25 protein-coding genes are annotated in these 24,639 nt (G+C 40.6%); 19 read left to right on the top strand and 6 right to left on the bottom strand.

Translation table 11 applies throughout. The features are described from left to right. Positions 1 to 147 precede the first annotated feature (147 nt). Complete coding sequence (locus FLL46_RS23175) at positions 148 to 861, bottom strand: OmpA family protein (protein ID WP_142934199.1); 714 nt, start codon at positions 859 to 861, stop codon at positions 148 to 150. 445 nt (positions 862 to 1,306) lie between these two features. Here FLL46_RS23175 and pdsR point away from each other — a divergent pair, with 445 nt between their 5' ends. Together pdsR and FLL46_RS23165 are read left to right on the top strand one after the other, a co-directional pair. Then, positions 1,307 to 1,999 (top strand): proteobacterial dedicated sortase system response regulator, encoded by a 693-nt coding sequence (pdsR, locus tag FLL46_RS23170; RefSeq protein WP_142934198.1) that lies wholly within the window; start codon positions 1,307 to 1,309, stop codon positions 1,997 to 1,999. Further along, complete coding sequence (locus FLL46_RS23165) at positions 1,987 to 4,077, top strand: ATP-binding protein (protein WP_142934197.1); 2,091 nt, start codon at positions 1,987 to 1,989, stop codon at positions 4,075 to 4,077. The genes pdsR and FLL46_RS23165 overlap by 13 nt, the downstream gene beginning before the upstream one ends. Before the next feature lie 106 nt (positions 4,078 to 4,183). Here FLL46_RS23165 and gph read toward each other — a convergent pair whose 3' ends face one another. The 3 genes from gph to FLL46_RS23150 all read right to left on the bottom strand — a co-directional run bounded on the left by gph (position 4,184) and on the right by FLL46_RS23150 (position 7,020). Beyond that, a complete protein-coding gene (gene gph / locus FLL46_RS23160; protein WP_142934196.1) occupies positions 4,184 to 4,843 on the bottom strand; it encodes a phosphoglycolate phosphatase in 660 nt (219 codons plus the stop codon). A gap of 21 nt (positions 4,844 to 4,864) precedes the next feature. Continuing rightward, positions 4,865 to 5,575 (bottom strand): bifunctional 2-polyprenyl-6-hydroxyphenol methylase/3-demethylubiquinol 3-O-methyltransferase UbiG, encoded by a 711-nt coding sequence (gene ubiG / locus FLL46_RS23155; RefSeq protein ID WP_142934195.1) that lies wholly within the window; start codon positions 5,573 to 5,575, stop codon positions 4,865 to 4,867. A gap of 110 nt (positions 5,576 to 5,685) precedes the next feature. After that, entirely contained in the window at positions 5,686 to 7,020 is a 1,335-nt protein-coding gene (locus FLL46_RS23150; RefSeq protein WP_142934194.1) for a TRZ/ATZ family hydrolase, read from the bottom strand. Positions 7,021 to 7,204: 184 nt separating this feature from the next. On the opposite strand from FLL46_RS23150, the gene FLL46_RS23145 reads away from it, so the two are divergent. The 14 genes from FLL46_RS23145 to FLL46_RS23080 all read left to right on the top strand — a co-directional run bounded on the left by FLL46_RS23145 (position 7,205) and on the right by FLL46_RS23080 (position 21,733). Next, positions 7,205 to 8,485, top strand: coding sequence for a pepsin-like aspartic protease (locus FLL46_RS23145; protein ID WP_142934193.1), 1,281 nt, complete (start codon positions 7,205 to 7,207; stop codon positions 8,483 to 8,485). Between the two features lie 21 nt (positions 8,486 to 8,506). Next, positions 8,507 to 9,007, top strand: coding sequence for a GNAT family N-acetyltransferase (locus tag FLL46_RS23140; protein WP_142934192.1), 501 nt, complete (start codon positions 8,507 to 8,509; stop codon positions 9,005 to 9,007). A gap of 17 nt (positions 9,008 to 9,024) precedes the next feature. After that, the gene (locus FLL46_RS23135) at positions 9,025 to 9,810 is read left to right on the top strand and encodes an SAM-dependent methyltransferase (protein ID WP_142934191.1); all 786 of its coding nucleotides are present in this window, start codon (positions 9,025 to 9,027) and stop codon (positions 9,808 to 9,810) included. A gap of 74 nt (positions 9,811 to 9,884) precedes the next feature. Continuing rightward, complete coding sequence (locus tag FLL46_RS23130; protein ID WP_142934190.1) at positions 9,885 to 10,169, top strand: hypothetical protein; 285 nt, start codon at positions 9,885 to 9,887, stop codon at positions 10,167 to 10,169. 14 nt (positions 10,170 to 10,183) lie between these two features. Further along, positions 10,184 to 11,926, top strand: a complete 1,743-nt coding sequence (locus FLL46_RS23125) for a tetratricopeptide repeat-containing diguanylate cyclase (protein ID WP_142934188.1) — start codon at positions 10,184 to 10,186, stop codon at positions 11,924 to 11,926. A 250-nt stretch (positions 11,927 to 12,176) separates the two neighbouring features. Then, complete coding sequence (gyrA, locus tag FLL46_RS23120; protein WP_142934186.1) at positions 12,177 to 14,843, top strand: DNA gyrase subunit A; 2,667 nt, start codon at positions 12,177 to 12,179, stop codon at positions 14,841 to 14,843. Next, positions 14,836 to 15,924, top strand: coding sequence for a 3-phosphoserine/phosphohydroxythreonine transaminase (serC, locus tag FLL46_RS23115; RefSeq protein WP_142934184.1), 1,089 nt, complete (start codon positions 14,836 to 14,838; stop codon positions 15,922 to 15,924). The genes gyrA and serC overlap by 8 nt, the downstream gene beginning before the upstream one ends. After that, the gene (cmk, locus tag FLL46_RS23110) at positions 15,917 to 16,615 is read left to right on the top strand and encodes a (d)CMP kinase (RefSeq protein WP_142934182.1); all 699 of its coding nucleotides are present in this window, start codon (positions 15,917 to 15,919) and stop codon (positions 16,613 to 16,615) included. Before serC ends, cmk begins: the two co-directional genes overlap by 8 nt. Before the next feature lie 263 nt (positions 16,616 to 16,878). Continuing rightward, positions 16,879 to 18,555 (top strand): 30S ribosomal protein S1, encoded by a 1,677-nt coding sequence (rpsA, locus tag FLL46_RS23105; RefSeq protein ID WP_142934180.1) that lies wholly within the window; start codon positions 16,879 to 16,881, stop codon positions 18,553 to 18,555. 129 nt (positions 18,556 to 18,684) lie between these two features. After that, positions 18,685 to 18,981, top strand: a complete 297-nt coding sequence (gene ihfB / locus FLL46_RS23100; RefSeq protein WP_142934178.1) for an integration host factor subunit beta — start codon at positions 18,685 to 18,687, stop codon at positions 18,979 to 18,981. A gap of 136 nt (positions 18,982 to 19,117) precedes the next feature. Then, complete coding sequence (locus FLL46_RS23095) at positions 19,118 to 19,411, top strand: lipopolysaccharide assembly protein LapA domain-containing protein (RefSeq protein WP_142934176.1); 294 nt, start codon at positions 19,118 to 19,120, stop codon at positions 19,409 to 19,411. 22 nt (positions 19,412 to 19,433) lie between these two features. Continuing rightward, positions 19,434 to 20,609: a lipopolysaccharide assembly protein LapB gene (gene lapB, locus FLL46_RS23090; RefSeq protein WP_142934174.1), complete on the top strand. Its 1,176-nt coding sequence runs from the start codon at positions 19,434 to 19,436 to the stop codon at positions 20,607 to 20,609. A 7-nt stretch (positions 20,610 to 20,616) separates the two neighbouring features. After that, complete coding sequence (gene pyrF / locus FLL46_RS23085) at positions 20,617 to 21,339, top strand: orotidine-5'-phosphate decarboxylase (protein ID WP_142934173.1); 723 nt, start codon at positions 20,617 to 20,619, stop codon at positions 21,337 to 21,339. A 73-nt stretch (positions 21,340 to 21,412) separates the two neighbouring features. Beyond that, positions 21,413 to 21,733, top strand: a complete 321-nt coding sequence (locus tag FLL46_RS23080; RefSeq protein WP_142934171.1) for a ComEA family DNA-binding protein — start codon at positions 21,413 to 21,415, stop codon at positions 21,731 to 21,733. Between the two features lie 75 nt (positions 21,734 to 21,808). Here FLL46_RS23080 and rrtA read toward each other — a convergent pair whose 3' ends face one another. Next, the gene (rrtA, locus tag FLL46_RS23075) at positions 21,809 to 22,405 is read right to left on the bottom strand and encodes a rhombosortase (RefSeq protein WP_142934169.1); all 597 of its coding nucleotides are present in this window, start codon (positions 22,403 to 22,405) and stop codon (positions 21,809 to 21,811) included. A gap of 134 nt (positions 22,406 to 22,539) precedes the next feature. On the opposite strand from rrtA, the gene FLL46_RS23070 reads away from it, so the two are divergent. Next, positions 22,540 to 23,301 carry a hypothetical protein gene (locus FLL46_RS23070; RefSeq protein WP_142934168.1) on the top strand — a complete coding sequence of 254 codons (762 nt, stop codon included), beginning with the start codon at positions 22,540 to 22,542 and terminating at the stop codon, positions 23,299 to 23,301. Between the two features lie 194 nt (positions 23,302 to 23,495). After that, positions 23,496 to 23,804: a hypothetical protein gene (locus FLL46_RS23065; RefSeq protein ID WP_142934166.1), complete on the top strand. Its 309-nt coding sequence runs from the start codon at positions 23,496 to 23,498 to the stop codon at positions 23,802 to 23,804. Positions 23,805 to 23,898: 94 nt separating this feature from the next. On the opposite strand, the gene FLL46_RS27215 is transcribed toward FLL46_RS23065, so the two are convergent. Continuing rightward, on the bottom strand, positions 23,899 to 24,039 hold the full coding sequence (locus FLL46_RS27215) for a hypothetical protein (protein ID WP_168204296.1): 141 nt from the start codon (positions 24,037 to 24,039) through the stop codon (positions 23,899 to 23,901). 285 nt (positions 24,040 to 24,324) lie between these two features. On the opposite strand from FLL46_RS27215, the gene FLL46_RS23060 reads away from it, so the two are divergent. After that, positions 24,325 to 24,567 carry a hypothetical protein gene (locus FLL46_RS23060; RefSeq protein ID WP_142934164.1) on the top strand — a complete coding sequence of 81 codons (243 nt, stop codon included), beginning with the start codon at positions 24,325 to 24,327 and terminating at the stop codon, positions 24,565 to 24,567. Positions 24,568 to 24,639: the final 72 nt, after the last annotated feature.

Here is a 24,639-nt window from a genome sequence, read left to right as displayed (position 1 = left end):
TATCGTCATAATAAAAAGTTATTGCGATGGGATTGATGGCTTGATTAGGGGATTTGAAATAAAAAAGGCATACCAAGAAGGTATGCCAAAGGGTGGAGGTAGGGAAATAACCTCGTATGGAAAGATGATTAATCCGATTTCCTGATTTTAGTTTTGTGCAACCAGTTCGTCGGTTTGGGTAACAAAGTTCACGCTAACTTTTCGAGCCATTGCGTAGGCGTCCATATTACCTTCAATGCCCGTTCCAGATACTTCGCCATGGGCTTTGGCAATTACTCGGTCAGCGCTAATTCCGTAGGTTTCAAAAGCTTGCTTAACGGCATTGACTCGATGTTGCGACAATTTCAGGTTGCTAGCCTTGGTTCCGCGGGGGTCGCTGTAGCCGTCGAGCTGAATGTTTAATTCTGGAAACTTGACCATTAAAGCCGATAATTTTCTGACATTTGCAAAGTCATTGTCTGATAACTCGGACGAATTGGTGGTAAACATGACATTGAGTGTTAATCCTTCGGTCATCCATTGGCTGTCTATGGCCGATTTGTCAGTATTGGTTGAGCTATGCTCGAATTCCATGTTTTCTTGAATCATCGCTATCTCCTGGCTAAGTTGTTTTTCTCGATTAATTGAATCGGAAAGTTCTTGTTTAACTTCTTCAAGGTCGTTGGCTTTTTCTACCTGCTCACCAAGTATTGCGCCGGTAGCTGCGCCAATGATTAATCCAATTGGACCACCTAGCGCCGCGCCTGCAATTGCACCTGATGCGAATCCGACGTTTTCTTCCTTGCTGGCTTCGGCGTGAGCCTGGCCTGAGTTAACGATAGCTGCAGCGACTAATGTTGAGATAACGATTGCTTTTTTCATTTCAATTTCCTCTGTTCCGGTTTGTTTAATTTCTGGTTTGTTTAAATTTCTTCAGTTTAAAAATCTATTCGCACTAACATTTGATATTCAAAATTCGTAACGACTAACCTGCGAGTTGACTACTTTTGCTAGTTGACCATCCCTGGTCTTCGTCTTTGTCCTTAACATCGTTTGGTCAGGTTTATGTCTAAGTTATCCAGGAGAAAGTGGCTGATGTTTAATTCCTGTGAGCTACTCTATTTGCTTCCCTTCGTCTGCCTCATTTCCCTTGGATGATGCTATTAAACCGCAACAATCGGGCAGGGAAACGAGTCAAAAGAGGTAAGTTTTAGTCAGAATGTGGCAAAATAATGGCATTGCGACTGATTGAATGTCTTTGCCGATTGATTCGGGTATTATTCTGAAAACATTCATTAGGTTCTTAATTAATAAAGCAGGTGAGTTAATGGCTAAGAGAATTGCGCTGGTAGAGGACGAAAAAGCGATTAGGGAAAATTATGTGGCTTCATTAAGAAAACAAGGATATGAAGTATATTCGTACGAAACTAAACAAGAAGCTTTATCTGCATTTGAAACTCGACTACCTGATTTGGCGATACTTGATGTTGGATTGGGTGATGAGCCTGAAGGGGGCTTCGAACTTTGCCGCTATTTACGTGCACAATCAGCCACTTTACCTATCATTTTTCTGACGGCGCTAGATAGCGAGTTTGATACGATTTCGGGATTGCGCCTTGGCGCTGATGATTATTTAACCAAAGATATCAGCCTCACCCAGGTTCTGGTCCGTATTTCGGCTTTGTTTAGACGGATTGATTCGCTAAAAAATACTCAGGATAACGCCGATGAGTTGATTGAAGTGGCGGCATTGCAGTTAGACGTCAATCGGTTTACTGCCAGCTGGCAATCTGAGCCGTTAGAAATCACTTTAACTGAATTCTGGATATTGCACGCGCTGGTTAAAAGACCTGGACATGTTAAAAATCGCGACCAACTGATGGAAGCCGCCAAGGCCATTGTTGATGATAGTACCGTCACTTCTCACATAAAAAGACTACGAAAAAAGTTTGTTGCGATTGACGCCGAGTTTGATCGTATTGAGACCGTATATGGGATGGGATATCGTTGGAAAGCGTAAACCCGGCGCGTTGGTCCTTAAGGGCGAAATTCACCTCAATTGTATTGCTGGTTTTATTAATCCCGGTGGCTGCAGTCGTTCTGCTTAAAGAAGTTGAGAAGGCACTGGTTGAAAATTTAAAACACAATTTATTGTTGTCTTCTCGACTCGTCAGTTTGCAACTTGAAGCTAATCAATCTTGGTTCACAGAGAGCATCTTGCCCGATAGCCAGAACTTTGTCGCTGATGAGTTGTTTGTTTTTCCGCTCAATCAGCCGGTATTACTTGATGGCTTTTTTGAAGAGTGGTTATTTATTGAGAAATTTCGACAATCATTTAAAACTGAAAGTTCGGCCAGTCAGCAAGGCGCTTTTTCTGCGCTTCTCGCCAGCTATGATAAGCATCTTTATTTATCAATTGAAATTGATGATGAATCGATTATTTATCCCGAACCTGATCTTAATTATTTTTCCGATCAGATAACGATTGATTTTCTTGATAATGAAAGTGGGCTAGAAAGAATTTATATTTCGCCAAGGGCTCCGGGAAATATTCCCGTTAAAAAATTTGCCGATGGTGAAATCCGAATTGACTGGCGATATTCGGCAGTATGGCAAGAAACCAACGACGGATTTAATCTGGAATTAAAATTCCCTTCGGGTTATCAACCCAAGCAACTACGTATCACTTATCTTAACGTAAATAATAAAGGGCTCAGCGAAGCGGAAAGCGTTGTTTCAACCAGCCAGTTTGAACTTAGCCCGGTGGTATGGCCCTCAACGAATATTAATCATTTTGTTTCTGAGCTTGATTTGTTACCTGGCCAGCGGGTTTGGGTGCTGGATCCTGATGGGAGGGTGTTGGCCCGAAATGGCAACTTGCAAAATATCCCACTAACAGTTGATACTAATCCGTTAGTCAACTGGTTGTTGAGTAGTCAGGCTACCGAGGTGATTGATCGGCGAGATGATAGAGTCAGGCTTGATTCCACTGTCATCTTTGAATCATTAAAAGGGAGGCCATCTTCATCAGTTGAGTCTTCTAAAGATGGCTCTTATTCTATTGCGCTAGCGTCAACGCCCATTTTGGTTGACAGCCAGGTTATCGGTGCTGTTTTTATCGAAGAAAATGTGGCGCGAGTTCAACTGCTTCAGCGTAAAACATTGGGGCAAATGTTGTATGTCATGACAATTATTTTTCTCGCGATTCTAGCTTTAGTGGTGTGGTATGTGTCGCGCGTCACTTTGAGAGTGAGTCGCCTTAAAAACAGAGTTAACCAGGTGGTTGACGAACAGGGAAGAATGCTGGCTCCAATGGAAATCGAAGCAAAAGTTGGTGACGAAATTGATGACCTGACCAATGCATTCATTCAAATGGGTAATAAATTATTTGATTATAATGATTATCTGGAAAAGCTTGCATCAATGCTTTCCCATGAATTAAGAACACCCATTGCAATCGTTAGAAGTTCGCTCGACAATTTATTGATTAACACTGACGATGCACAAGCTAAAGAGACTATTCAAAGAGCATTACAGGGAACCCAAAGGCTGGGCGAAATCATTCGCCGAATGCGACAGGCGACAGGCATCAAAGAGGCCATGCAGTCGGCGCAGTTCGAACAAGTAGATTTAGTTGACTTCGTAAACCAGGTTATTGCAGGTTTTCAACACTCGTTCGCTGACTATCAGTTTAAGTTTGAAAGTGAACAGAAACAACTTGAGAAGTCTGTCTCGACAGATCTTTTAGCAGAGCTGCTGGACAAGCTATTGTCTAACGCGATGGACTTTTCGAGTGTCGATGCGCCAATCATTATTGGATTAGAACGATCGGACAATCAAGTTACTTTGTCAGTGACTAATTCAGGCCCGACAATTCCGCGTAAAAATCAGAAAAAGATTTTTCAATCATTAGTTTCAATCAGAAATCACCAACAACCAGGTGGTGCTAACGCTCAAAAAGTTGATTCGCACAGCCCAAACCTGGGGCTAGGTTTATACGTTGTGAAGTTAATCGCCGATTTTCATGAGGCCAGAGTGAAAGCTGAAAACCTGGCTGATGAAAGCGGGGTCAAATTTAGCTTAACCTGGCAACTCTAGGTTTTGAATTTTCAGTTAGATAGTTTCAAGTGTTAGATAATTTTAAGTGTTAGGTAACTTCACGTGTTAGATACAGGTGAGACTATTTATTCCGAACTCAGGTTATTTACTCAATAAAAGTTTTGAGCATTGATATGAGTTCTTCACTTTTAGCGACATAGTAGTCTGAGCGCCATTGTTGTGGGTCTTTATCTCCCGGATATCCCCATCCTACACTCATAGAAATCATATTTGCTGCATTGGCCGCAATAATATCTCTTTCGTCGTCACCGACATAAATTGATTTTTCAGGAGGAACTTCAGCGCGCAAACAAGCTTGAATTAAAGGGTAAGGATCCGGTTTTTTTTGTTGAAAAGTGTCACCGGAAATAATCACCGATGCGCGAGTTTTGAGTTCGAGTTTTGCGAGTAAAGGCTGCGTTAAGAAATCAGGTTTGTTGGTGACAATTCCCCAGGGAATATTATGTTTTTCTAATTCAGTTAAACAGTTTTGAATGCCTGGGAACAAATGTGAATGAGAGTCAAGTGCTTGTGCGTAGTAATCGAGAAATGATTGTTTCAGTTGTTCGAAATCATTATGCTCTGATGTGATGTCAAACCCCAGTTTTATCAATGCCGGTGAACCACCGGAAACATAAGGACGAATAATTTCCTGAGGAAGGGGGGCTTTGCCATGTTCTGTCAGAACTCGATTAATGGCGTTACCTAAATCACGTGCTGTATCAACAAGTGTTCCATCCAGATCAAAAAATACTGCTGCTATCATTTTTATGGTATCTATTTTTATTTATAACGAAGGTTTCAAGTGTGCAATATAATTGACATCAACACCAGCAGCCAATTTATAATTTTTGGTAATAGGGTTGTAGTGCATACCGATCATGTCTTTGATTTCTAAATTTGCGCCACGAGACCATCGTGCAATTTCGGAAGGCTTGATAAATTTGTCGTACTGATGGGTGCCTTTGGGAAGTAATTTTAATAAATATTCGGCACCAACAATCGCAAACGCGAATGCTTTGGCTGTGCGGTTGATAGTTGAAAAGAATACATCACCGCCAGGCTTCACTAACTTTGCGCAAGCAGTGATAACTGATTCAGGATCAGGGACGTGTTCCATCATTTCAAGACAGGTAACAACGTCGAACTCTCCTGCATGTTTTTCTGCCATCGCTTCAACCGTTGATTGAATGTACTCGACTTGTTGACCAGATTCTAACTGGTGAAGTTTTGCAACGGAGAGCGGCGCTTCCGCCATATCTATACCAATAACGCTAGCACCTTTTGCTGCCATAGAGTCAGTTAAAATGCCACCGCCACAACCAACGTCAATAACTCTTTTACCGTTTAATCCTTTTGCTAACTTTTCAATGTAGCCCAGACGTAACGGGTTAATTTCATGAAGTGGTTTAAACTCACTTTCTTTATCCCACCAACGAGAGGCAAGTTCTGAAAACTTTTTTATTTCGGCCGGGTCGACATTTTGAGTTGTGTTCATTAATTTTTTCCGTATGACTTTTACAGTGTCAATTCACTTTGTTAAAAAGCGATGACTTAAATAGTTTTCAATGACTCAATAGTTGAGAGCAGTTTTACTCTTGTAAGTCGTTATCGATTAATAATTTTGTGCCGCCAGTTTTGAGCGTGTTGTAATATTAGCGGTGAATTTAAGGTGCTTAACTCGCGGTCTTTGAGTAGTTGTTTACCGTTAACCCAAACGTTGGTGACCTGATCTCGACTTGCTGCATAAACGATTTGAGAGATTGGGTTGTAAACGGGTTGAGTTTCTATTCGGTTTAGGTCTATGGCAATAATATCAGCGGCTTTGCCGACCTCCAACGAACCTATTTTTTCCTGAAGGCCCATCGCTTTTGCTCCACCCATAGTTGCTGCGTACAGAGATTGATAAGCGGTTAGTGCTGTAGGATTAAGGTAATCAAGTTTAGCTAGTAGTGACGCCGACCGTGTTTCATCAATCATATCAAGATCATTGTTACTAGCCGCGCCATCGGTACCAATAGCGAGATTAACACCGGCCTCTATCAAGTGAATAGTCGGGCAAACGCCGCTGGCTAGTTTCATATTTGATTGTGGACAGTGAATGACATGACAGGCAGATTCAGCTAACCATTCGATTTCGCCTTCGTTAAGTTGTGTCATATGAACGGCATTTAGTAGCGGCGATAAAAGGCCAATTTCTTTTAAGCGAGCAAGCGGCCTAATTCCATGTTCTGCGACAAATGATTCTACCTCATTGGCTGTTTCGTGCACGTGGATTTGCAACGTAAGATTGAGCTCGTTAGATAATGTGCCGAGCTTTTCCAATGTGTTTTTTGAAACGGTGTAAGGCGCGTGAGGTGCGAAGTTAAAATTGATGGTATTACTATGTTTGAATTGATCGAAAACGTCGAGCCCTTTATCAATACATTCTTGCGCATTTTTTGCCCAGCTTGTTTCAAACTCAACCACAACTAGCCCTATATTGGCTCGAATTCCAGACTCTTGGGCTGCTTTCGCAATTTGATTTGGCATGAAATACATGTCCTGAAAGCAGGTTGTGCCGGAGCGTATCATTTCGGCAATTGCATGCTGAGTTCCCTGATAGACGAAAGTATCGTCGACAAATTGCGCTTCTACTGGCCAGATAGCTTGTTCTAGCCATTCTTTTAAAGGGAGATCATCGGACAGACCGCGCAACAGATTCATTGCGGCATGACAATGGCTGTTGACAAATCCTGGCATTAACACTTGCCCGTTTAGGGTTGTTATCGGTGCCTGAGGATACTTGTCAATTGCCTGATCTCGATGAAGAATATCGGTGATTTTGTTGCCGGTGATAACAATCGCGTGATGTTCAAGCCAGTGATTAGCCTGGTTCATCGGAATTAACCAATCCGCGGTTATTATTTGCTCAATGTTTTGCTCTCTGGAATCTATCTGCATCAATTTGCCATTTTTTCTGTTGCACGCGGTTTAACTGACTGATATTTTACCTGTTTTTAGGTTGAGTCAAAAGCAGATCTAAACGCTAAAGGTGATTTAGTTTGTTAAATTCACCTGATGAAAGATCCTGATTTGACCCTTATTGTTCATCTATGATGAATCTTACTTAACTGTCGGAAGATAAATGATGGGAAAGGATAGTAGAGCAAAGACGCTGCGAATGCCGATTACGAATGTGTATGCAAGAGGTGGTTTTTCGGTGACTGTGAGTTTTGGCAGCGAAACTGATACTGCAGAGCTAGTGCTTGATACTGGAAGCAGCACATTGGTGGTTACTCAAGCGGCGTATGAGACAAAAATTGATCAGGAATTAAAACCAACGACTTATGCTCAATGTATACAATATGGCATGGGTGGTTGGTATGGGCCGGTTGTTAAGACTGGCGTTGATATGATTACACATAACGGTAGCATGCTATTAGACAACACTAATGTCTCGGTCGCGACTGTTTACTCTGAAGGCTCATTTGCCGATGCTGATGGAATATTAGGATTGGCATTTCATGAGTTAAATGATGGACACAATTTACAGGAATATTTGGTAGAGAAGCAGGTCAATCCAGAAGTGACGTTTCCCTGGCAAAACACAGGAATAGAAAAACAATCCGTTAGTGATTTTAGAAAATTTTTGAGGTCTCAACCAAAGGAAGACTTGAAACCTTATTTTACTAAGTTGGAAGAACAGGGAGTGTCCGCTAATAAGTTTTCCTTTGTCACTCGGCGCTCAAGTATTCATCACGCTGCGCCGAAATTAACTAAGGAAGAACTTAAGAAAGATCCGCTAAATCAGGGAATGTTTATTTTAGGGGGAGGCGAGGAAGACACCGATCTCTATGAAGGCGAGTTTACTCGTATAAAAGTGATTGACGATGTTTACTATAATGTTCGGTTGTTACAAGTAAAGGTTGGAAATTGCGAACCATTTGATGCGCCTCTACTTAAAGGCAAAAAACTAGAACGACACCATTCTAATGCTTTTGTTGATACAGGCGCTTCTTTAATGGTTTTGGATAATGTTGTTTACAACTACATCATTGATTGTTTTGAGAAAATAAACCCAACTTTTAAAGAAATCCTCGAACCATTTTTGACTTTTGAGTATAAGGAAGAGGGAATTCCGCTTGAAAAGTTAAATGTTGAAGAATGGCCTGATATTGAGTTTATTTTTGAAGCCTCGGAAGACTGTCAGGAAAAAGAGGTTAGTTTAATCTGCCGTTCAGACGACTATTGGCAAGTTAATGCACCGCAACATGGGCAGGCATCTTTTAAAATTATCTCGCAACTGGAAGGATGGCCTGATCAATCAATTTTAGGTTTGCCGTTACTAAGTGACTACTATGTGATTTTTGCTCGTTTTGAAAATGAGTTTGGAGACATAAAAGTTGCGAAAGCTAAGATCGATTGATTTAGCTTTAAACGTATAATTATGCAAACAGACATTCGATCTGGAGAATTAATTCTTAAGCCGGTGGAGGAAAGTGACGAGCAATTGTACATGTCACTTTTCCAGTGTTCACGAACGATGAAGCATGTCAGGTTTTTGAGTTTAACTGAAATTTCTTCAAATTTTAATTACATTGTTAATAATTCAAGAGAGTTATATTTCTCCATTTATCGAGAGGATTTGGGAAAAAAACTGGGGCTAATAGGAGTCAGTCTCGACAAAAAAAACGAAAAAAGTGGTGAGTTAGGCGTTTTATTGTTGCCGAAAGTTAGCCCAAAAGGGACGGCGAAGATTGCAATGATTACCTTGATTACCCACCTGTTTGATAGCACAGATATTGATGAAGTCAGGTATACAGTTGCCTTGGATAATAAAGCTGCGATTCGCTCTTGTCGATCTATCTATGTTGATTTTAGTCAGTCTGAATTTGACAGCGATCCGCAAATTGGTTGCATTAAAAAAAGTAGCTGGAAATTGTATTAATTAGGAAGTTTGTAATTATGGTTGAAAAAGATGGCGGGTTAGTTTTTGTCGGCACTGGTATATTGCTCGGCGGGCATATGACACCGCGTGCGAGAGAGTATATCACCAATGCTGACATTGTTTTTATGTCGGTTTCGAGCGGGATTATGGAAGCCTGGATTAGTGATATGAACCAGGATGTCCGAAGTTTACAGGTATTTTATAAAGAAGAGGTTTCTAGGAAAGAAACTTATAACTCGATGGTTAACGCAATTTTGAGTGAAGTTAGAGACGGAAAAAGAGTGTGTTGCGTACTGTATGGCCACCCAGGGGTATTTGCTTACGTATCACATAGAGCAATAGAATTAGCCAGGAATGAAGGGTTTACTGCAAAAATGGAACCGGGCATATCTGCGGAAGATTGCTTGGTTGCTGACTTAGGGATTGATCCAGGAAAATATGGCTGCCAGCAATATGAAGCCACCCAGTTTATGCTTTACCAGCGCAAAATAGACCCATCAGCTTATTTAATATTATGGCAGATTGGAGTCGCAGGTGATATTTCGTTGAAAAAACTTGAAACTAAAAGCTCTCATCGAAAAATTCTACTCGAATTATTAAGTGAACATTATCCTGATGACCATGAAGTCATTGTCTATGAGGCGAGTAGTTTACCGCTTAGTAAAACTCGAATTGAAAAAATACCATTAAATCATTTAATTGACATAAAGCTGCACGATTACTCAACATTAGTTATTCCACCAAGTTTACCATTGTCAATTAATAGTCGAGTTGAAGAAAAGCTAAGGCAATTTTCATACTAATTGTTTGATTTACATCGTTAATAACGTATTATTGACGGTTCCAAGCACTTGAACTTTATAATTAGGAATAAAAAATGAAAAAAATTCTTGAAGCTATCGAAAAACTAGGTTGCGGTGTGTCTTTTGATGAAGATTTTGCTAGTTTGGATAAGGTTTTGGGTGATATTGAATTAAGTGATGACGAGATATCTGCTCTCAAGAGCGGTGATCGAGCTCAACTAGAGCAATTACTTGGGACTCGTTCAAAAATTGTTTGTATGCTAGTTCCTGCGAAGGATGACGACGATGAAGATCAGGATTCAGATGACAAAGGAGATGACAAAGATTCTGGTGAATCTAATATTGTTGTTAACTTCTGATTTCACGATACCCAATGCGTATAGTAACTAAGTGGCTTTGCTGCTTAAGTCTTAGTTTGTGTTTATTAGGCGACCTGGCTGCGGCTGAGGTCGCCGATATCGATTTACTCCTCAAAAATGCCGATTTGGTAAAGTCATCAGACAAAACTCAGTTTTCTTCTCTCGTACAAGATTTGGAAACTAAGTTCGAAAAAATGTCTATTCGGCAAAAGTATTTCTTTCTATATTTAAGCGGGTATAAAAGTGCTTACAGTGGCGATGTGCCAAAAGCTATAAAGCACTATATGCACGTATTTGACAATTCGACAGATAATGAATTGCGCTATCGCGTTTCGCTTTCCTTGGTGAATCTGTATGCGTTTAGAAGAGAATGGGCTGAAGGCTATAAATTTATAGACGTCATAGAAAAATTAAAAGATCGCATATATGACAATGATGTTAAAACTCAAGGATTAATTGCTGCTGGTGTTTTTTACAACGAGGTTGAAAATTTTCAGCAGACCCACGACTACATGTCATCAATAATTCAGGAAGGTGTGTCAGGAAGAAATCTTTGCATGGCATCTGGCTTGAAACTTAATGCAGAGTTATCGCTTAAGAAAAGCGTAATTTCTGAAGAAAAGTTTAATGATGCAATTAAGTTATGTTTGCAAAGTAATGAAAAGCTTATTGCAAACGTAATTCGCAGTTACTTAGGAATGTTTTATCTAGATGAAAATCTAAGTGAAAAAGCAATCAATGTTATATTGCCGTACTTAGAAGAAATAGAAAAAAGCGGCTATCAACTCCTTATTAAAGATACCTATTCGATTCTGGCTGAAGCGTATTGGCTGGAAAATAAACTCGATTTGTCCGAGAAATATGCACTATTGTCTATAGAGAACAATAGTGATCGAGCGACGAAAATTAGACCTATTGTTAACGCTTATCGGCTGTTATATAAGATTTATTTTAAGAAAAATGAATTCGAAAAAACGGTGACCTATTTAGAGGAATTGCTTGAAGCAGAAAAGATTCACTTTAGTGACCTGAATGCAAAGCAGTTAGCAATTGAGTCGGCGAAGAGATATTCTGCGGAAAAAGACAACCAAATAGCATTACTCAACAAACAAAATGAAATCCTTCAATTAGAAAAAGAATTATCCGAAGAAACGGCTACATACAACAAGTGGATAATCGGTTTATTAATCTTATCAGTGTCTTTGCTCATAACCTGGATGTTCTATGTTAAGCGTTCTCAGCAGCGTCTTAAATACCTGGCTGAATACGATAGCCTTACCGGGATTTGCAATCGAGCCCACTTTACTCAAAGCACTGAAGATGTATTAGAGTACTTGTCAAAGTCAGGAAGAAGCGCGAGTTTAATCTTGTTTGACTTGGACAACTTCAAGAAAATCAATGACACATACGGTCATCCTGCGGGTGATGAAGTGTTGCGATTGGCGGCCGGCTCTTGCAAAGACAGTGTGCGTAAGGTGGATATCTTTGGACGAGTCGGTGGTGAAGAGTTCGCTCTCCTGTTGCCAGGGTGTGATATAGAACAAGCCCATAAAATTGCTGACGAGTGCAGAATTCGAATTAGCGAGATGGAAACCTCCATCACTGGATATGACTTTGATGTTAGTGCGAGCTTCGGTATTGCCGACACTAAGTCCAGTGGCTACCTACTGAAAGATATCACTGCAAATGCGGATGAAGCGATGTATCTGGCAAAAAGGCGTGGACGGAATCGAGTTGTGGTTCACGCGGCCGAGTAATTTTTTTGATTGTTTTTTGTACAAAGACAACCTTTTTCTAGACCAATAGAAACCTTCGATTAATTTGTAACAATCCCCTCAACTAAGGCTAAATTAACTGGGCAATAAGTCGTGCTTTTGTGATACAATCCCAAGCTTTATATTGTCATTAATAGCGACAAAATTTGAGTGTTTTTTGAACAATTTTTTGTTAATAGTTGAAAAACAAAAAAGCACGTAAAATCAATAAGATAAGGAACGATGACCGTTTATGGGTGAGTTTGCAAAAGAAGTCCTTCCAATTAACATTGAAGACGAGTTAAAAGTATCCTACCTCGATTATGCGATGAGCGTTATTGTCGGGCGCGCATTGCCAGATGTAAGAGATGGTTTAAAGCCTGTTCATCGCCGCGTTTTATACGCCATGAATGAGCTTGGAAACGATTATAATAAAGCTTATAAAAAATCGGCCCGTGTTGTCGGGGATGTCATTGGTAAATACCATCCTCATGGTGATACTGCGGTTTACGACACAATTGTTCGTATGGCTCAGCCATTTTCTCTCAGGTATATGCTAGTCGATGGCCAGGGAAATTTTGGTTCAGTTGATGGTGACTCCCCAGCTGCGATGCGATATACCGAAGTCCGCATGGATAAAATGGCGCATCAGCTGTTATCTGATTTAGAAAAAGAGACAGTAGATTGGGCTGAAAACTATGATGGAACCGAATCTGAACCAACTGTACTACCAACCCGAGTCCCCAATTTATTAGTAAATGGCTCTGCTGGAATCGCGGTTGGTATGGCGACCAATATCGCGCCTCATAACCTGAACGAGGTTATTAACGCTTGCCTTGCGGTGATGGATGACTCCGAGATTGACGTTGCAGGTTTGATGGAGTATATCCCAGGCCCAGACTTTCCAACGCAGGGAATTATTAACGGCCGTGCAGGTATCGTTCAAGCGTATACGACCGGACGAGGACGAATTTACATTCGCGCCAGACACCATATTGAAACTGATGATAAAAACGGCAAAGAAAGCATCGTTGTTACCGAGCTACCGTATCAGGTAAATAAAGCGAGACTCATCGAGAAAATAGCCGAGTTAGTGAAGGAAAAGAAGGTCGAAGGAATTACTGCGCTGCGTGATGAGTCTGATAAGGACGGCATGCGCATGGTGATCGAACTGCGGCGAGGCGAAAACTCCGAAGTGGTCATGAATAATCTTTATGCGCAGTCTCAGATGCAGACCGTATTCGGGATTAATATGGTTGCGCTCGAAAACGGACAACCTAAGTTATTCACGTTGAAGGAAATGCTTGAAGCGTTTATTCGTCATCGTCGTGAAGTTGTGACTCGTAGAACCGTTTTTGATTTACGCAAAGCAAGAGAAAAAGCACACGTTTTGGAAGGTCTTGCTATTGCACTCGCTAACATTGACGAAATTATTGAGCTGATTAAAAAAGCACCGACCCCTGCTGAAGCCAGAGAACAATTGATGGCCAAAGGTTGGGAAGCTCGCGCTGTGCTGAGTATGTTAGATGCGGCTGGGTCAGATGCCTGCCGTCCAGATGATTTGGAATCTCAGTATGGTCTTCATGATGGCATATACCATCTTTCTCAGGTTCAAGCACAAGCCATTCTAGACTTACGACTACACAAGTTGACCGGTTTGGAACATGAAAAAATCATCAATGATTACAAAGACTTAATTGCTGTAATTAGTGAGTTGTTAGCCATTTTGGCAAGTACTGAGAGATTGATGGAAGTCATTCGTGAAGAGCTTGTTGAAGTGAAAGAAATGTTTGGTGATGAGCGTCGAACTGAGATTACCAATAGCTCTGCTGATCTTTTAATTGAAGACTTAATTCCTGAGGAAGATGTTGTTGTTACCCTGTCCCATGAAGGGTACGTAAAATACCAACCATTATCGAGTTATGAGGCACAACGTCGTGGTGGAAAAGGCAAATCTGCCACCAAGATGAAAGATGAAGATTTTATCGAAAAGCTTCTTGTTGTTTCTACTCACGCAACCATTCTTTGTTTCTCAAGTATCGGTAAAGTTTATTGGTTAAGAACTTTTGAATTGCCACTTGCTAGTCGGGGTTCTAGAGGGAAGCCAATTGTTAATATTCTACCTTTGGTTGAAGGCGAAAGAATTACGACCATATTGAACGTGAAAGAGTTTGATAAAGACCAATTTGTCTTCATGGCTACCGCAAACGGTACTGTTAAGAAAACTTCTCTTGAAAACTTCTCTCGACCACGTTCTAACGGAATCATTGCATTGAAGTTAGATGAGGGCGACCAGTTGATTGGTACTGTAGTTACCAATGGTGAAGATCATCTGATGCTATTTAGTGACGCAGGAAAAGTAATACGTTTCCACGAAGATAATGTCAGACAAATGGGCCGCACCGCTAGAGGTGTTCGCGGTATGCGACTGGGCGAGGACCAGTGTGTCATTGCTTTAGTCAGGGCCGATGAGAATAGCCAGATTCTTACAGTGACAGAAAATGGATACGGTAAGCGAACTTGCATGACCGAGCATCCTGTGAGAGGCCGTGGTGGACAAGGTGTTATTTCGATCACATTAAGCGAGCGAAACGGTAAAGCAATTAGCGCGGTTCGTGTAAGCGATGGTGATGAAATTATGCTGATCAGCAAAGGCGGTACGCTAGTTAGAACACGAGTTGATGAGATTCGAACAATGGGTCGTAATACCCAGGGTGTCCGACTAATTCGCCTACAAGAAGGAGAAACACTGGTTGGATTGCAGCGAATTGATGAATTAGAAAACGATGATGAAATAGAACAAAATGATGCTGAAGTATCAACTGAAAAGGGAGAACAAAACTCTTCTGTTAGTGAAAATACTTCGGCCGAAGAAATACCTTCTAATTCTGCTGAGCAAGACGATTCTGACGATGAGTAAAACATATAATTTTTGCGCGGGGCCGGCTGCGTTGCCTGAGCCTGTGATGTTAAGGGCACAGCAAGAGCTGCTTGACTGGAATGGTCTTGGCGTTTCAGTGATGGAAATCAGCCATCGCTCGAAAGACTACCAGGAGTTAGCCAATAAAGCCGAAAAAGATCTTCGTAACCTGCTTGATATTGGTGATGAATTTGCTGTTTTGTTTTTACAAGGCGGCGCGTCGTTACAATTTGCCAGTATTCCAATGAGTTTGTTGCACTCTGGAAGAGAAGCTGAGTATGTTGAAAATGGCGTATGGTCGAAAAAAGCAGCTGAGGAAGCCGCCAGATTTGGCAAAGTTAACATGATCAATGCAGTAAATATCGACGAAAATGGTATTCGCTCGTTAACAGATTCGCAAAGTTGGAACCGGACTGAAAACCCTGCTTATACTCATTTCACTTCAAATGAAACAATAGAAGGTATGCGTTTTAGTCAAGTCCCGCAAACCAACGGGCCGCTTATTGCAGATATGTCATCGTGTATTTTATCTGAACGCCTTGATATGAAAGCGTTTGATTTGATTTATGCTGGTGCCCAGAAAAATATTGGGCCGGCGGGAATGACCATTGTTATTGTGAAACGCGAACTTTTCGAACAAATGAAGTTTGACGGTTTGCCAAAGGTATTCAACTATGAGGCACAGGCTAAAAACGGTTCTATGCTGAATACACCACCAACTTTTGCCTGGTATTTAGCCAGTCTAGTTTTTGATTGGTTGCAAGAGCAAGGTGGGGTGATGCGGATGGAAGAACTGGCGAAACAAAAATCTCAATTGGTTTATGATTGTATTGACGAAGATGATTTTTTTACCAATCCTATTGCTGTTAAAGATCGTTCAATGATGAATATTCCCTTTTTCCTCAAGAATGAGTCGTTAAGCGAAAAGTTTTTAATACAAGCCCAAGAAGCTAAATTAATGGGGTTGAAGGGGCACCGAAGCTTAGGTGGTATGAGAGTTAGTTTATACAATTCTGTGCCACTTGAAGGCGCTCAAGCATTGGTTAAATTCATGAGAGAATTTAAGACATTAAATGGTTGATATAAAAAAAATAATAACGATTGATGGTCCATCAGGATCTGGCAAAGGCACAATCACACAACTCGTTGCGCAAAAGCTTAATTGGCATATTTTGGATAGTGGCGCGCTATATCGCGTGCTAGGACTAGCAGCACAGCGCCATGGGATCGCTTTTTCTGAAGTCGCGACTGTTGCTGAGCTTGCGCGAAATATGGATCTTCAGTTTCGCATCAATGATGAGAATGGCGAAGTAGAGCCAATATTAGAAGGTGAAAATTTAGCGCCTTTTGTTCGCACAGACGAAGCTGGGCAGGCTGCATCTCAAGTCGCCGTGATTGCTGAAGTTAGAGAGGCGTTATTAGCGAGACAGAGAGATTTTTATCAAAGCCCAGGTCTTGTGGCTGATGGTCGAGATATGGGGACGATCGTGTTTCCCGACGCACCTGCCAAGATTTTCCTTACCGCTAGCGCTGAATGTAGGGCAGAAAGACGCTTTAATCAGTTGAAAAATAAGGGTGTTAATGCTAATATGCGCGCGCTTTTAGACAGCATTAAAGCACGCGATGAGCGTGACCAGACGCGTTCCGTGGCACCATTGGTACCTGCGGAAGGCGCTTTTGTTGTTGATAGTTCAAATTTAACTATTTCCGAAGTGCTTACTCAAGTGCTTGAATTCGCTTCTAAAAGCATGCCGGATTTACTCCCAAATTAGAAATTTGGTGGGATGATTATCCGGTGTAAGAAGTCGAATATCTGGGGAGTTTAACCTCAAATTTGATTTCCTGTCGTATGTTTCAGATGCATTTCTATGTTTCTGTGCGGCAGCTTTGTATTAGTTAAATATTAATTTTATATTTTTGGCTTGTTGAGGGAATAACTAACCATCCATTAATAATCCCGAACTAACTGGAAGTTATTCGGAGTTTAAAACAAGTGCAATAGATATTTTTATTGTGCAATTTTAGGTAACTTAAGATGAGCGAAAATTTCGCAGAACTGTTTGAACAAAGTTTAAATGAAATTGAAATGCGCCCTGGTGCGATTGTTAGAGGCACAGTGGTAGCAATAGATAGTGAAACGGTCACCGTTAATGCAGGCCTTAAGTCTGAAGGTGTTATTTCTCTATCTCAGTTCTTAAATGAACATGGTGAATTAGAAGTTAATGTTGGCGATGAAATCGATGTTGCATTAGACGCAATTGAAGACGGTTTTGGTTCAACTCAACTATCTCGTGAGAAAGCTAAGCGATTCGAAACTTGGTTAGATTTAGAAAAAGCTTGTGAAGCGAACGAATCAGTTATCGGTATTATTACTGGTAAAGTTAAAGGTGGTTTCACGGTTGAAGTTAAAAATGTTCGTGCATTCTTACCTGGTTCTTTGGTTGATGTACGTCCAGTTCGAGATACTGCTCATCTTGAAGGAAAGGAATTAGAATTCAAAGTTATCAAACTTGATCAAAAACGTAACAATGTTGTTGTTTCAAGAAGAAGTGTTATTGAAGCAGAGAGTTCTGCAGAAAGAGAAGAATTGTTAGCTCGTCTTGAAGAAGGCGCACAAGTTAAAGGTATCGTTAAGAACTTAACTGATTACGGTGCTTTCGTTGATTTGGGTGGCGTTGACGGCTTACTTCATATCACCGATATGGCTTGGAAACGTGTTAAGCATCCATCTGAAGTTGTACAAGTTGGCGACGAAATCGACGTTAAAGTACTTAAGTACGATCGTGAACGTCAGCGTGTTTCTCTTGGTATGAAGCAGCTTGGAGAAGATCCATGGGCAGACTTGAACCGTCGTTATCCTGAAGGCGCTCGATTATTTGGTCGAGTTACTAACCTTACAGATTACGGATGTTTCGTTGAAATCGAAGAAGGTGTTGAAGGTCTTGTTCACGTTTCTGAAATGGATTGGACGAACAAAAACATCCACCCAAGTAAAGTGGTTAATCTTGGTGACGAAGTTGAAGTTATGGTTCTTGATATCGACGAAGAACGTCGTCGTATTTCACTAGGACTTAAGCAATGTGTACCAAATCCTTGGACTGAGTTTGCGAGCAAGTTCAACAAGAACGATAAAGTAACTGGTAAAATCAAGTCGATCACTGACTTCGGTATTTTCATCGGTCTTGACGGTGGAATTGACGGTCTGGTTCATCTTTCAGACATCTCTTGGACTGCAACTGGTGAAGAAGCAGTGAGAGATTACAAGAAAGGTGATGAAGTTGAAGCAGTTGTATTATCTGTGGACGCGGAAAGAGAGCGTATTTCATTGGGTATCAAGCAAGTTGATTCTGATCCATTTGCTCAATACTTGGCTGAACACACTAAAGGCACAGTTGTTAATGGTACTGTACTTGAAGTTGAAGCTCGAGGCGTTAAGATTGCATTAGCAGACAACGTAGAAGGTTACTTACGTGCCTCTGAAATTAGTGATGAGCGAGTTGATGATGCGGCTAAACACTTCAGCGTTGGTGATGCTGTTGAAGCTAAGTTTACCGCGGTTGACAAGAAAAATCGCGTAATTACGCTTTCAATTAAAGCTAAGCATAAGCAGGAAGAAGCTGAAGCAATTGCTGAGTTCAGTAAAGATGCTGACGGTTCTGCTGCACCAGCAACACTTGGTGACCTGTTAAAAGAGCAGTTAGATCGAGAATAAATCGGTCATATAAAAACTCAAAAATGCCCATAATCTATTGATTTTGGGCATTTTTTTTTGCTTTTTACAAATAAATTGTCTATTGTATGTTTATTGAATGGTCCCTAAGAAAAGCAAAGGAATGGATTGATGACAAAATCCGAATTAATCGAAAGACTAGCAGCACGACAGACACAGTTGTCGCTTAAAGATGTTGAGTTAGTTGTTAAAAGCATATTAGAGCATATGGCACAGTCGCTTGCTAAAGGAGAGCGGATTGAGATCCGGGGCTTCGGGAGTTTTTCGCTTCATTACCGAGCGCCGAGAGTCGGAAGAAATCCCAAAACAGGGCAGTCTGTTGAGCTTGAGGGTAAGTATGTCCCTCACTTTAAGCCAGGCAAAGAATTGAGAGATAGAGTTAACGACGGGCTCAATAAAATGGACTAGTTGCCAATAGGCAATAATCTCAAAAAAGCATATCTTGGATATGCTTTTTTTGTATCTAAGCAAAACCACTAAAAGCTTATCGACCATCGCCTGTGTTCTGAGATAAAATGCGACGAGACTTGATAAGGGGATCAAATTGCGAAACTTTATTACGATTATTTTATCTTTACTTCTGTTCGTTGTGTCTGCGTTATTTTTCGCACAAAATGACTCATTAGTGATGATTAATTATTTTAGTGGGCAATTAGAGTGGCAACTCAATTGGGTTATGGTACTTTGCTTGCTAGTTGGTTTTGCACTAGGAGTTGCCTCCGTTATCGGTAATTTATTTAAAACCAAATTTCAATTACGCCAAGCAAAAAATAAGTTAGAAGGATGCCAGAAAGAAGTTAATAACCTGAGAGCACTACCTATAAAAGATGAATATTAATTTAGGGATTAATTGATTAAATATGAACGAGTTATTATTAGTCTTTGCTTTGCTGCTTCCGGTGGCATGGTATTTTGGCTATGCAAAGGGAAAATCGTCGAAAAGCACACAAGCTGATCATCAGCATTCAGGGTTATCAAGAAAGTATTTTGTCGGCCTTAATTACCTGCTTAATGAAGAGGCTGATAAAGCTATTGATACTTTTGTCAGTATGCTTGAAGTTGATTCTGAAACCGTAGAAACACACCTGGCACTTGGAAATCTCTATCGACGAAGGGGAGAGGTCGATAAGGCGATTAGAATCCATCAAAATTTAATTGCTCGTCCTTCTCTGAGCGCTTCTCATCGCAAGATGTCATTGATGGAACTCGGTTATGATTATATGGCGGCGGGTTTGCTGGATAGGGCGGAGAATATTTTTAAAGAACTGGTGAACGATCAGTCACACAAGCAAGCTAGCTTCAAGCAGCTGTTGCATATTTATCAGCAGACTAAAGACTGGCAAAATGCGATTAAAGTATCTGAAAAACTACAACATAGCGCATCGCCAACACTAAAAATAGAAATCGCCCATTTTTACTGCGAATTAGCAGAAAACTGTATGTACTCTGAAGCGCCAAGAGAAGCCGTTGCCTACGTTAAAAAAGCGTTAAACGTCGATCCTGGATGTGTGAGAGCAACCTTAATCAGCGGCGATCTACACTACTCGATGGGACGGTACAAGCAGGCAATTAAAGCTTACCGTGAGCTAATTCGTCAGGACATAGGTTTACTACCCAAAGCAATTGAAAAGATTCATTCGAGCTTTATCCAGCTTAATGACAGAAAAGGATTGTTAGCCTTTCTTGAAATGGCGATTGAGCAAGGAGCCGGTGTATCAACGATATTAGCCTATGCGCAAGAAATTCAGTCGTCAGACGGTGATCGAGCTGCGGCGGAATTTATCGCAATGCAGATGGTAAAACATCCCTCAATTAAGGGGTTACTCAAGTTAATCGATTTACATATTAAACATGCGAGTGAAAGTGGTAGGCCAAGTTTAATCATGCTGCAAGGTGTTGTATCAAAGCTTCTGAAAAATAAACCGGTATATCACTGTAATCACTGTGGGTTCGATTCAAAAACATTATTCTGGCAATGCCCAGGGTGTAAAACCTGGGGAAGTGTAAAACCTATCCAGGGGATTGAAGGAGAGTAAGTTTCAAATGCACAACGAAGAATCATCAACGCAAGAATCAAAAATAATCGTCGCTTTAGATTTCGATGATTTATCAAAAGCAAAAACACTAGTTAGTAAACTTGACCCTAATTTATGTAAACTGAAAGTTGGTAAAGAGATGTTTACTTTATTTGGGCCCGACTGGGTTAGATACCTTGTCGAAAAAGAATTCCAGGTATTTCTCGATCTCAAGTTCCACGATATTCCTAATACGGTTGCTAAAGCTTGCAAGGCGGCGGCGCAACTAGGTGTTTGGATGGTGAATGTCCATGCGTCTGGCGGGGTAAAAATGATGCAGGCTGCGGTTGAATCATTAAACTCTTTAGGAGGCAACAGACCGCTACTCACCGGAGTTACCATATTAACCAGCATGGACAAGCATCAGTTTGACCAGATCGGATATCAGCGTGATATCGAATCTCAAGTATCGCATTTTGCTCAAATGGCTGAGTCAGCAGGATTAGATGGTATTGTCTGTTCGGCTCTAGAAGCAGAAATGTTGCGCAAAGAAATCGGCAAGGAGTTTAAGTTAGTCACGCCTGGAATAAGGCCCGTTGGCAGTGATCAAGGCGATCAATCACGAGTAATGACTCCAGAGCGAGCCTTAAATGCGGGTGCAAATTACCTGGTTATTGGGCGTCCTATCACTCAGGCGGAAGATCCGCTAAGTGCTTTGTGCGAAATATCTGAAAGTGTTGCGAGCCTGTAGTCAACTCAAAATTTTTATTGTAAAGTTTGGCTACCTTTTGAGGGAAATTACTTACTTAATCTAAGGAGAGACTATGAAAAAACTATCTTTAATCGGTACTGCACTATTAGCTGTTCTTGCATTTTCGCAGCCTGCTTTTGCCAAACCTGATAACATTCAGCCAAAGACGACTAAAACAATTGTCAGCAAAACAGTCAATAAAATTAACTTAAATACTGCTGGCGCAAAAGAAATTGCTGATGTGTTAACTGGAATTGGGATGAAAAAAGCAATTGCGATTGTCGATTACAGAAAAGCTCATGGAAAATTTGAAAAAGTTGAAGAGTTAGCTGCAGTTAAAGGAATTGGTGTTGGAACAATTGCCAAAAACGAAGATAGGATTATTCTTAAATAAAACTGACTAATTGTTAAAGAATTGGCTAAGGAAAGACATTTTATAAAAAGGATTTTTTATTCAGAAAGGCGCTACTTAAGCGCCTTTCTCTCGTTTTAAAAACAGTCGATAAGATGTAATGATTGCAAAATAGATGATGGCTGAAATTGCCCCATATAAATGTGCTTCCTCGACTACATTGGATTTAATAAACTCTGCAGTAACCTGATTAATATCCCAGTTCAATTCCGCGAACAGTTTCCCGGTAACAACAATTAAAATCAGCGCGTTGATTAGCTTATCCCGTTTGAAGCTTAAAAGCGCACCGCCCACCAGATAGCCATGTAATGCCCCTGAGAGTCCAACATACCACTCAAGCTTTAGGATTACATGTAATAACACTACGTTGAACAGCATACAGAAAAGAAGCAAGCAGGCACGGTGAATTTGAGTAATAACAGGTTGATAGAAGTAATCAATCAGAAGTAAACCTGCTAGATTTAACAACAGGTGATTCCAACTACTGTGAGTAAAATTTGCTGTTAGTATGCGCCACCATTCGCCCTGTAACACTGAGTCTCTTTGGTATCGAAATAAGGCCACCGAATCTGGTTCTAGCAATTGCACTAATAAAGCGAGACATGAAATTGAGATAACGAGTAGAAAAGGTTTAATTAGCGCTGTTTTTAGCATATTAGAGTTGCAGCTATGGGCATTTTGAATAGACGATTTAATTGTTAGCCCATGATAACACGATAAAATAAATGACAAACTACAAATTAATACATAAAATAAGTAAGATCTTTAAAAAAAGCAAAGGGATAAGTGTGAATATTAAACTAGTTTCTACAATATTGTTGCTGCTGATTAGCTTCCAGGTTGCAGCCAGACAAAACGATTCGGCGAGAGAGATTGCTTTTAAACCAGAGTGGAATATGTTCATGGAGGTCGCTGTTCAATCGGGGGGAGACGGCACTGAACCGCTGCCGCTTTATAATCGTGCAGACGGTCAGTTTTACAGCGGCATTCCGATAAGGGTAGTAGGGCCGTGGGCTGGCATTGATAACCAAACCTGGGAAGATGAAGCAAAGGCTGGTGGGTTCCTGAAATTTGCTGCGGGTGTTGAAATCCCGTTGTTTGATCAATTTAGCCTCTCAACTGCTTTTGGTTACCAGTTTGACGACATCGAAGGGGATTTAACCGATGGCTCAAATGGTTCTGGTTTTGTTTCAATGAGTCGACGAACCATCGATTTTATCGGGTTTTATAATTATGGACGACACCGGTTTGGCCTGGGCGGAACTTACCACTATCAACCTCAAATTGTACATAAAGAATCCAGCGCTGGCTTTAGCCTGACGTCCCGTTATAACTTTGATGACGCTATTGGAGCCGTTTTGCAGTATGACTATCTTGTTACTCAAAATCTGTCATTTGGGCTACGCCTGACTGAAATCGCTTACGATTTTTCTGATCTGTCAGTTCGTTATAATGTTGGGAATGTGAGCATCGATGCGAATTGTACTGGAAACTGCAAAGAGCTAGTAAGTGCAAATAGTTTTGGGGCGCATGTGACTTATCGGTTTTAGTGAGAATTGAAAAGAGGGTGCATTCGCACAATGCTTTTAAATTTACAAGGTAGAGTAATATCTAATTAATTTAATCGATAAGAACTAATCAGTGATATGGGGACGGGTAATACTGTCCTTTTTAGTTTATAATCTCGATTCGAGTTTTGTTAGTGTTTTCTAAAAGGTTTAGCAATATGAATAAAGTTTTTTTGATGTTAGTTATGCTAATGGTGAGTATACCAGTTTCAGCGGGAACTGATTTCATTAATGTAAAAATATCATCCATTTATGTCCGAAATGAAGCGCCCAAAAGCGTATATATTAAAATATCTCCTACACCTACTAATTGTGGTGGCCCGGACTATTTACTGACTAACGATGCGACGTGGGACGACTACACAAACGCGCTTTATTCGTATGCCCTTGCCGCCCATGTGAGTGGAGCGAGTGATCTTCAAATTGAAATATCATGTGATCAGGCAACTAAAAGAATAATACGAATAATGAAAGCTAATCAGTAGGAATATTGCGATTAAAATATACAGGGCCCGCACTATGCGGGGCTTTCCGGCAACATTGTTATATTGCTAAATACCGCTCTGAATACATTACGATTTACCAACTTGTTGATTCGATACCAAACAATTTCGAAGCGTCTTCTTTAGCTTCTTCAATGGTTTGATAGTGATAATCAACCACTCCAAATCCTTCAGGTTCCATTATTAAGTGCAACCCGTTTTTTGTATCTCCAATCATAGAAAGTTTAACACTTAGCACCTTTCCATATTTTGGGTTATCAGATTCTTCTGCAATCTTCCATCCGCCTTTAAGGACTCTGATTATAGACTTTACTCAGTTTTTCATTTTGTACGAAGTAAATATCAGTAATATTATTAAGAAATTCTACCTGGGGATTTTCAATATAGTCTAGTTACTGGGTTAAAGGTTGAATAGTCATGCTCTCATAAATTATTAGCGTGTTGACCCATAGTGTTTTCAAACTTATATTTATTTATGGTTTTACTTCACGAGTAACTACATATGAGATTTGATGATGAAAATAAAGGAAGAGATTTGCGGCGCACAACTAACGCCAGAGAGATAGGAAAAACACCTGCGAACTTGTCGCAAAACACTCATTCACCCGAGTCTTTACGCAGCTCTAAAGCTGGTCAAGGTGCTTGGCCAAAGATAAGGTTGGATGAAGCTAAGACTGCCATTATTAAACATGACACAGCAGGAAAATTCTTATTGCAAGTTAAGAATGTAGGGCGCAAGTCGTAGCATTTCTCCCACAATAATACCAGTAATCGGATATCCACAATTGCTAATTCTCCTTAAATTCCAGGTGCGCGA

The organism is Aliikangiella coralliicola (assembly GCF_007004725.1).
GTDB classification, from domain to species: domain Bacteria; phylum Pseudomonadota; class Gammaproteobacteria; order Enterobacterales; family Kangiellaceae; genus Aliikangiella; species Aliikangiella coralliicola.
This window is presented reverse-complemented; position numbering and strand designations above follow the sequence as displayed.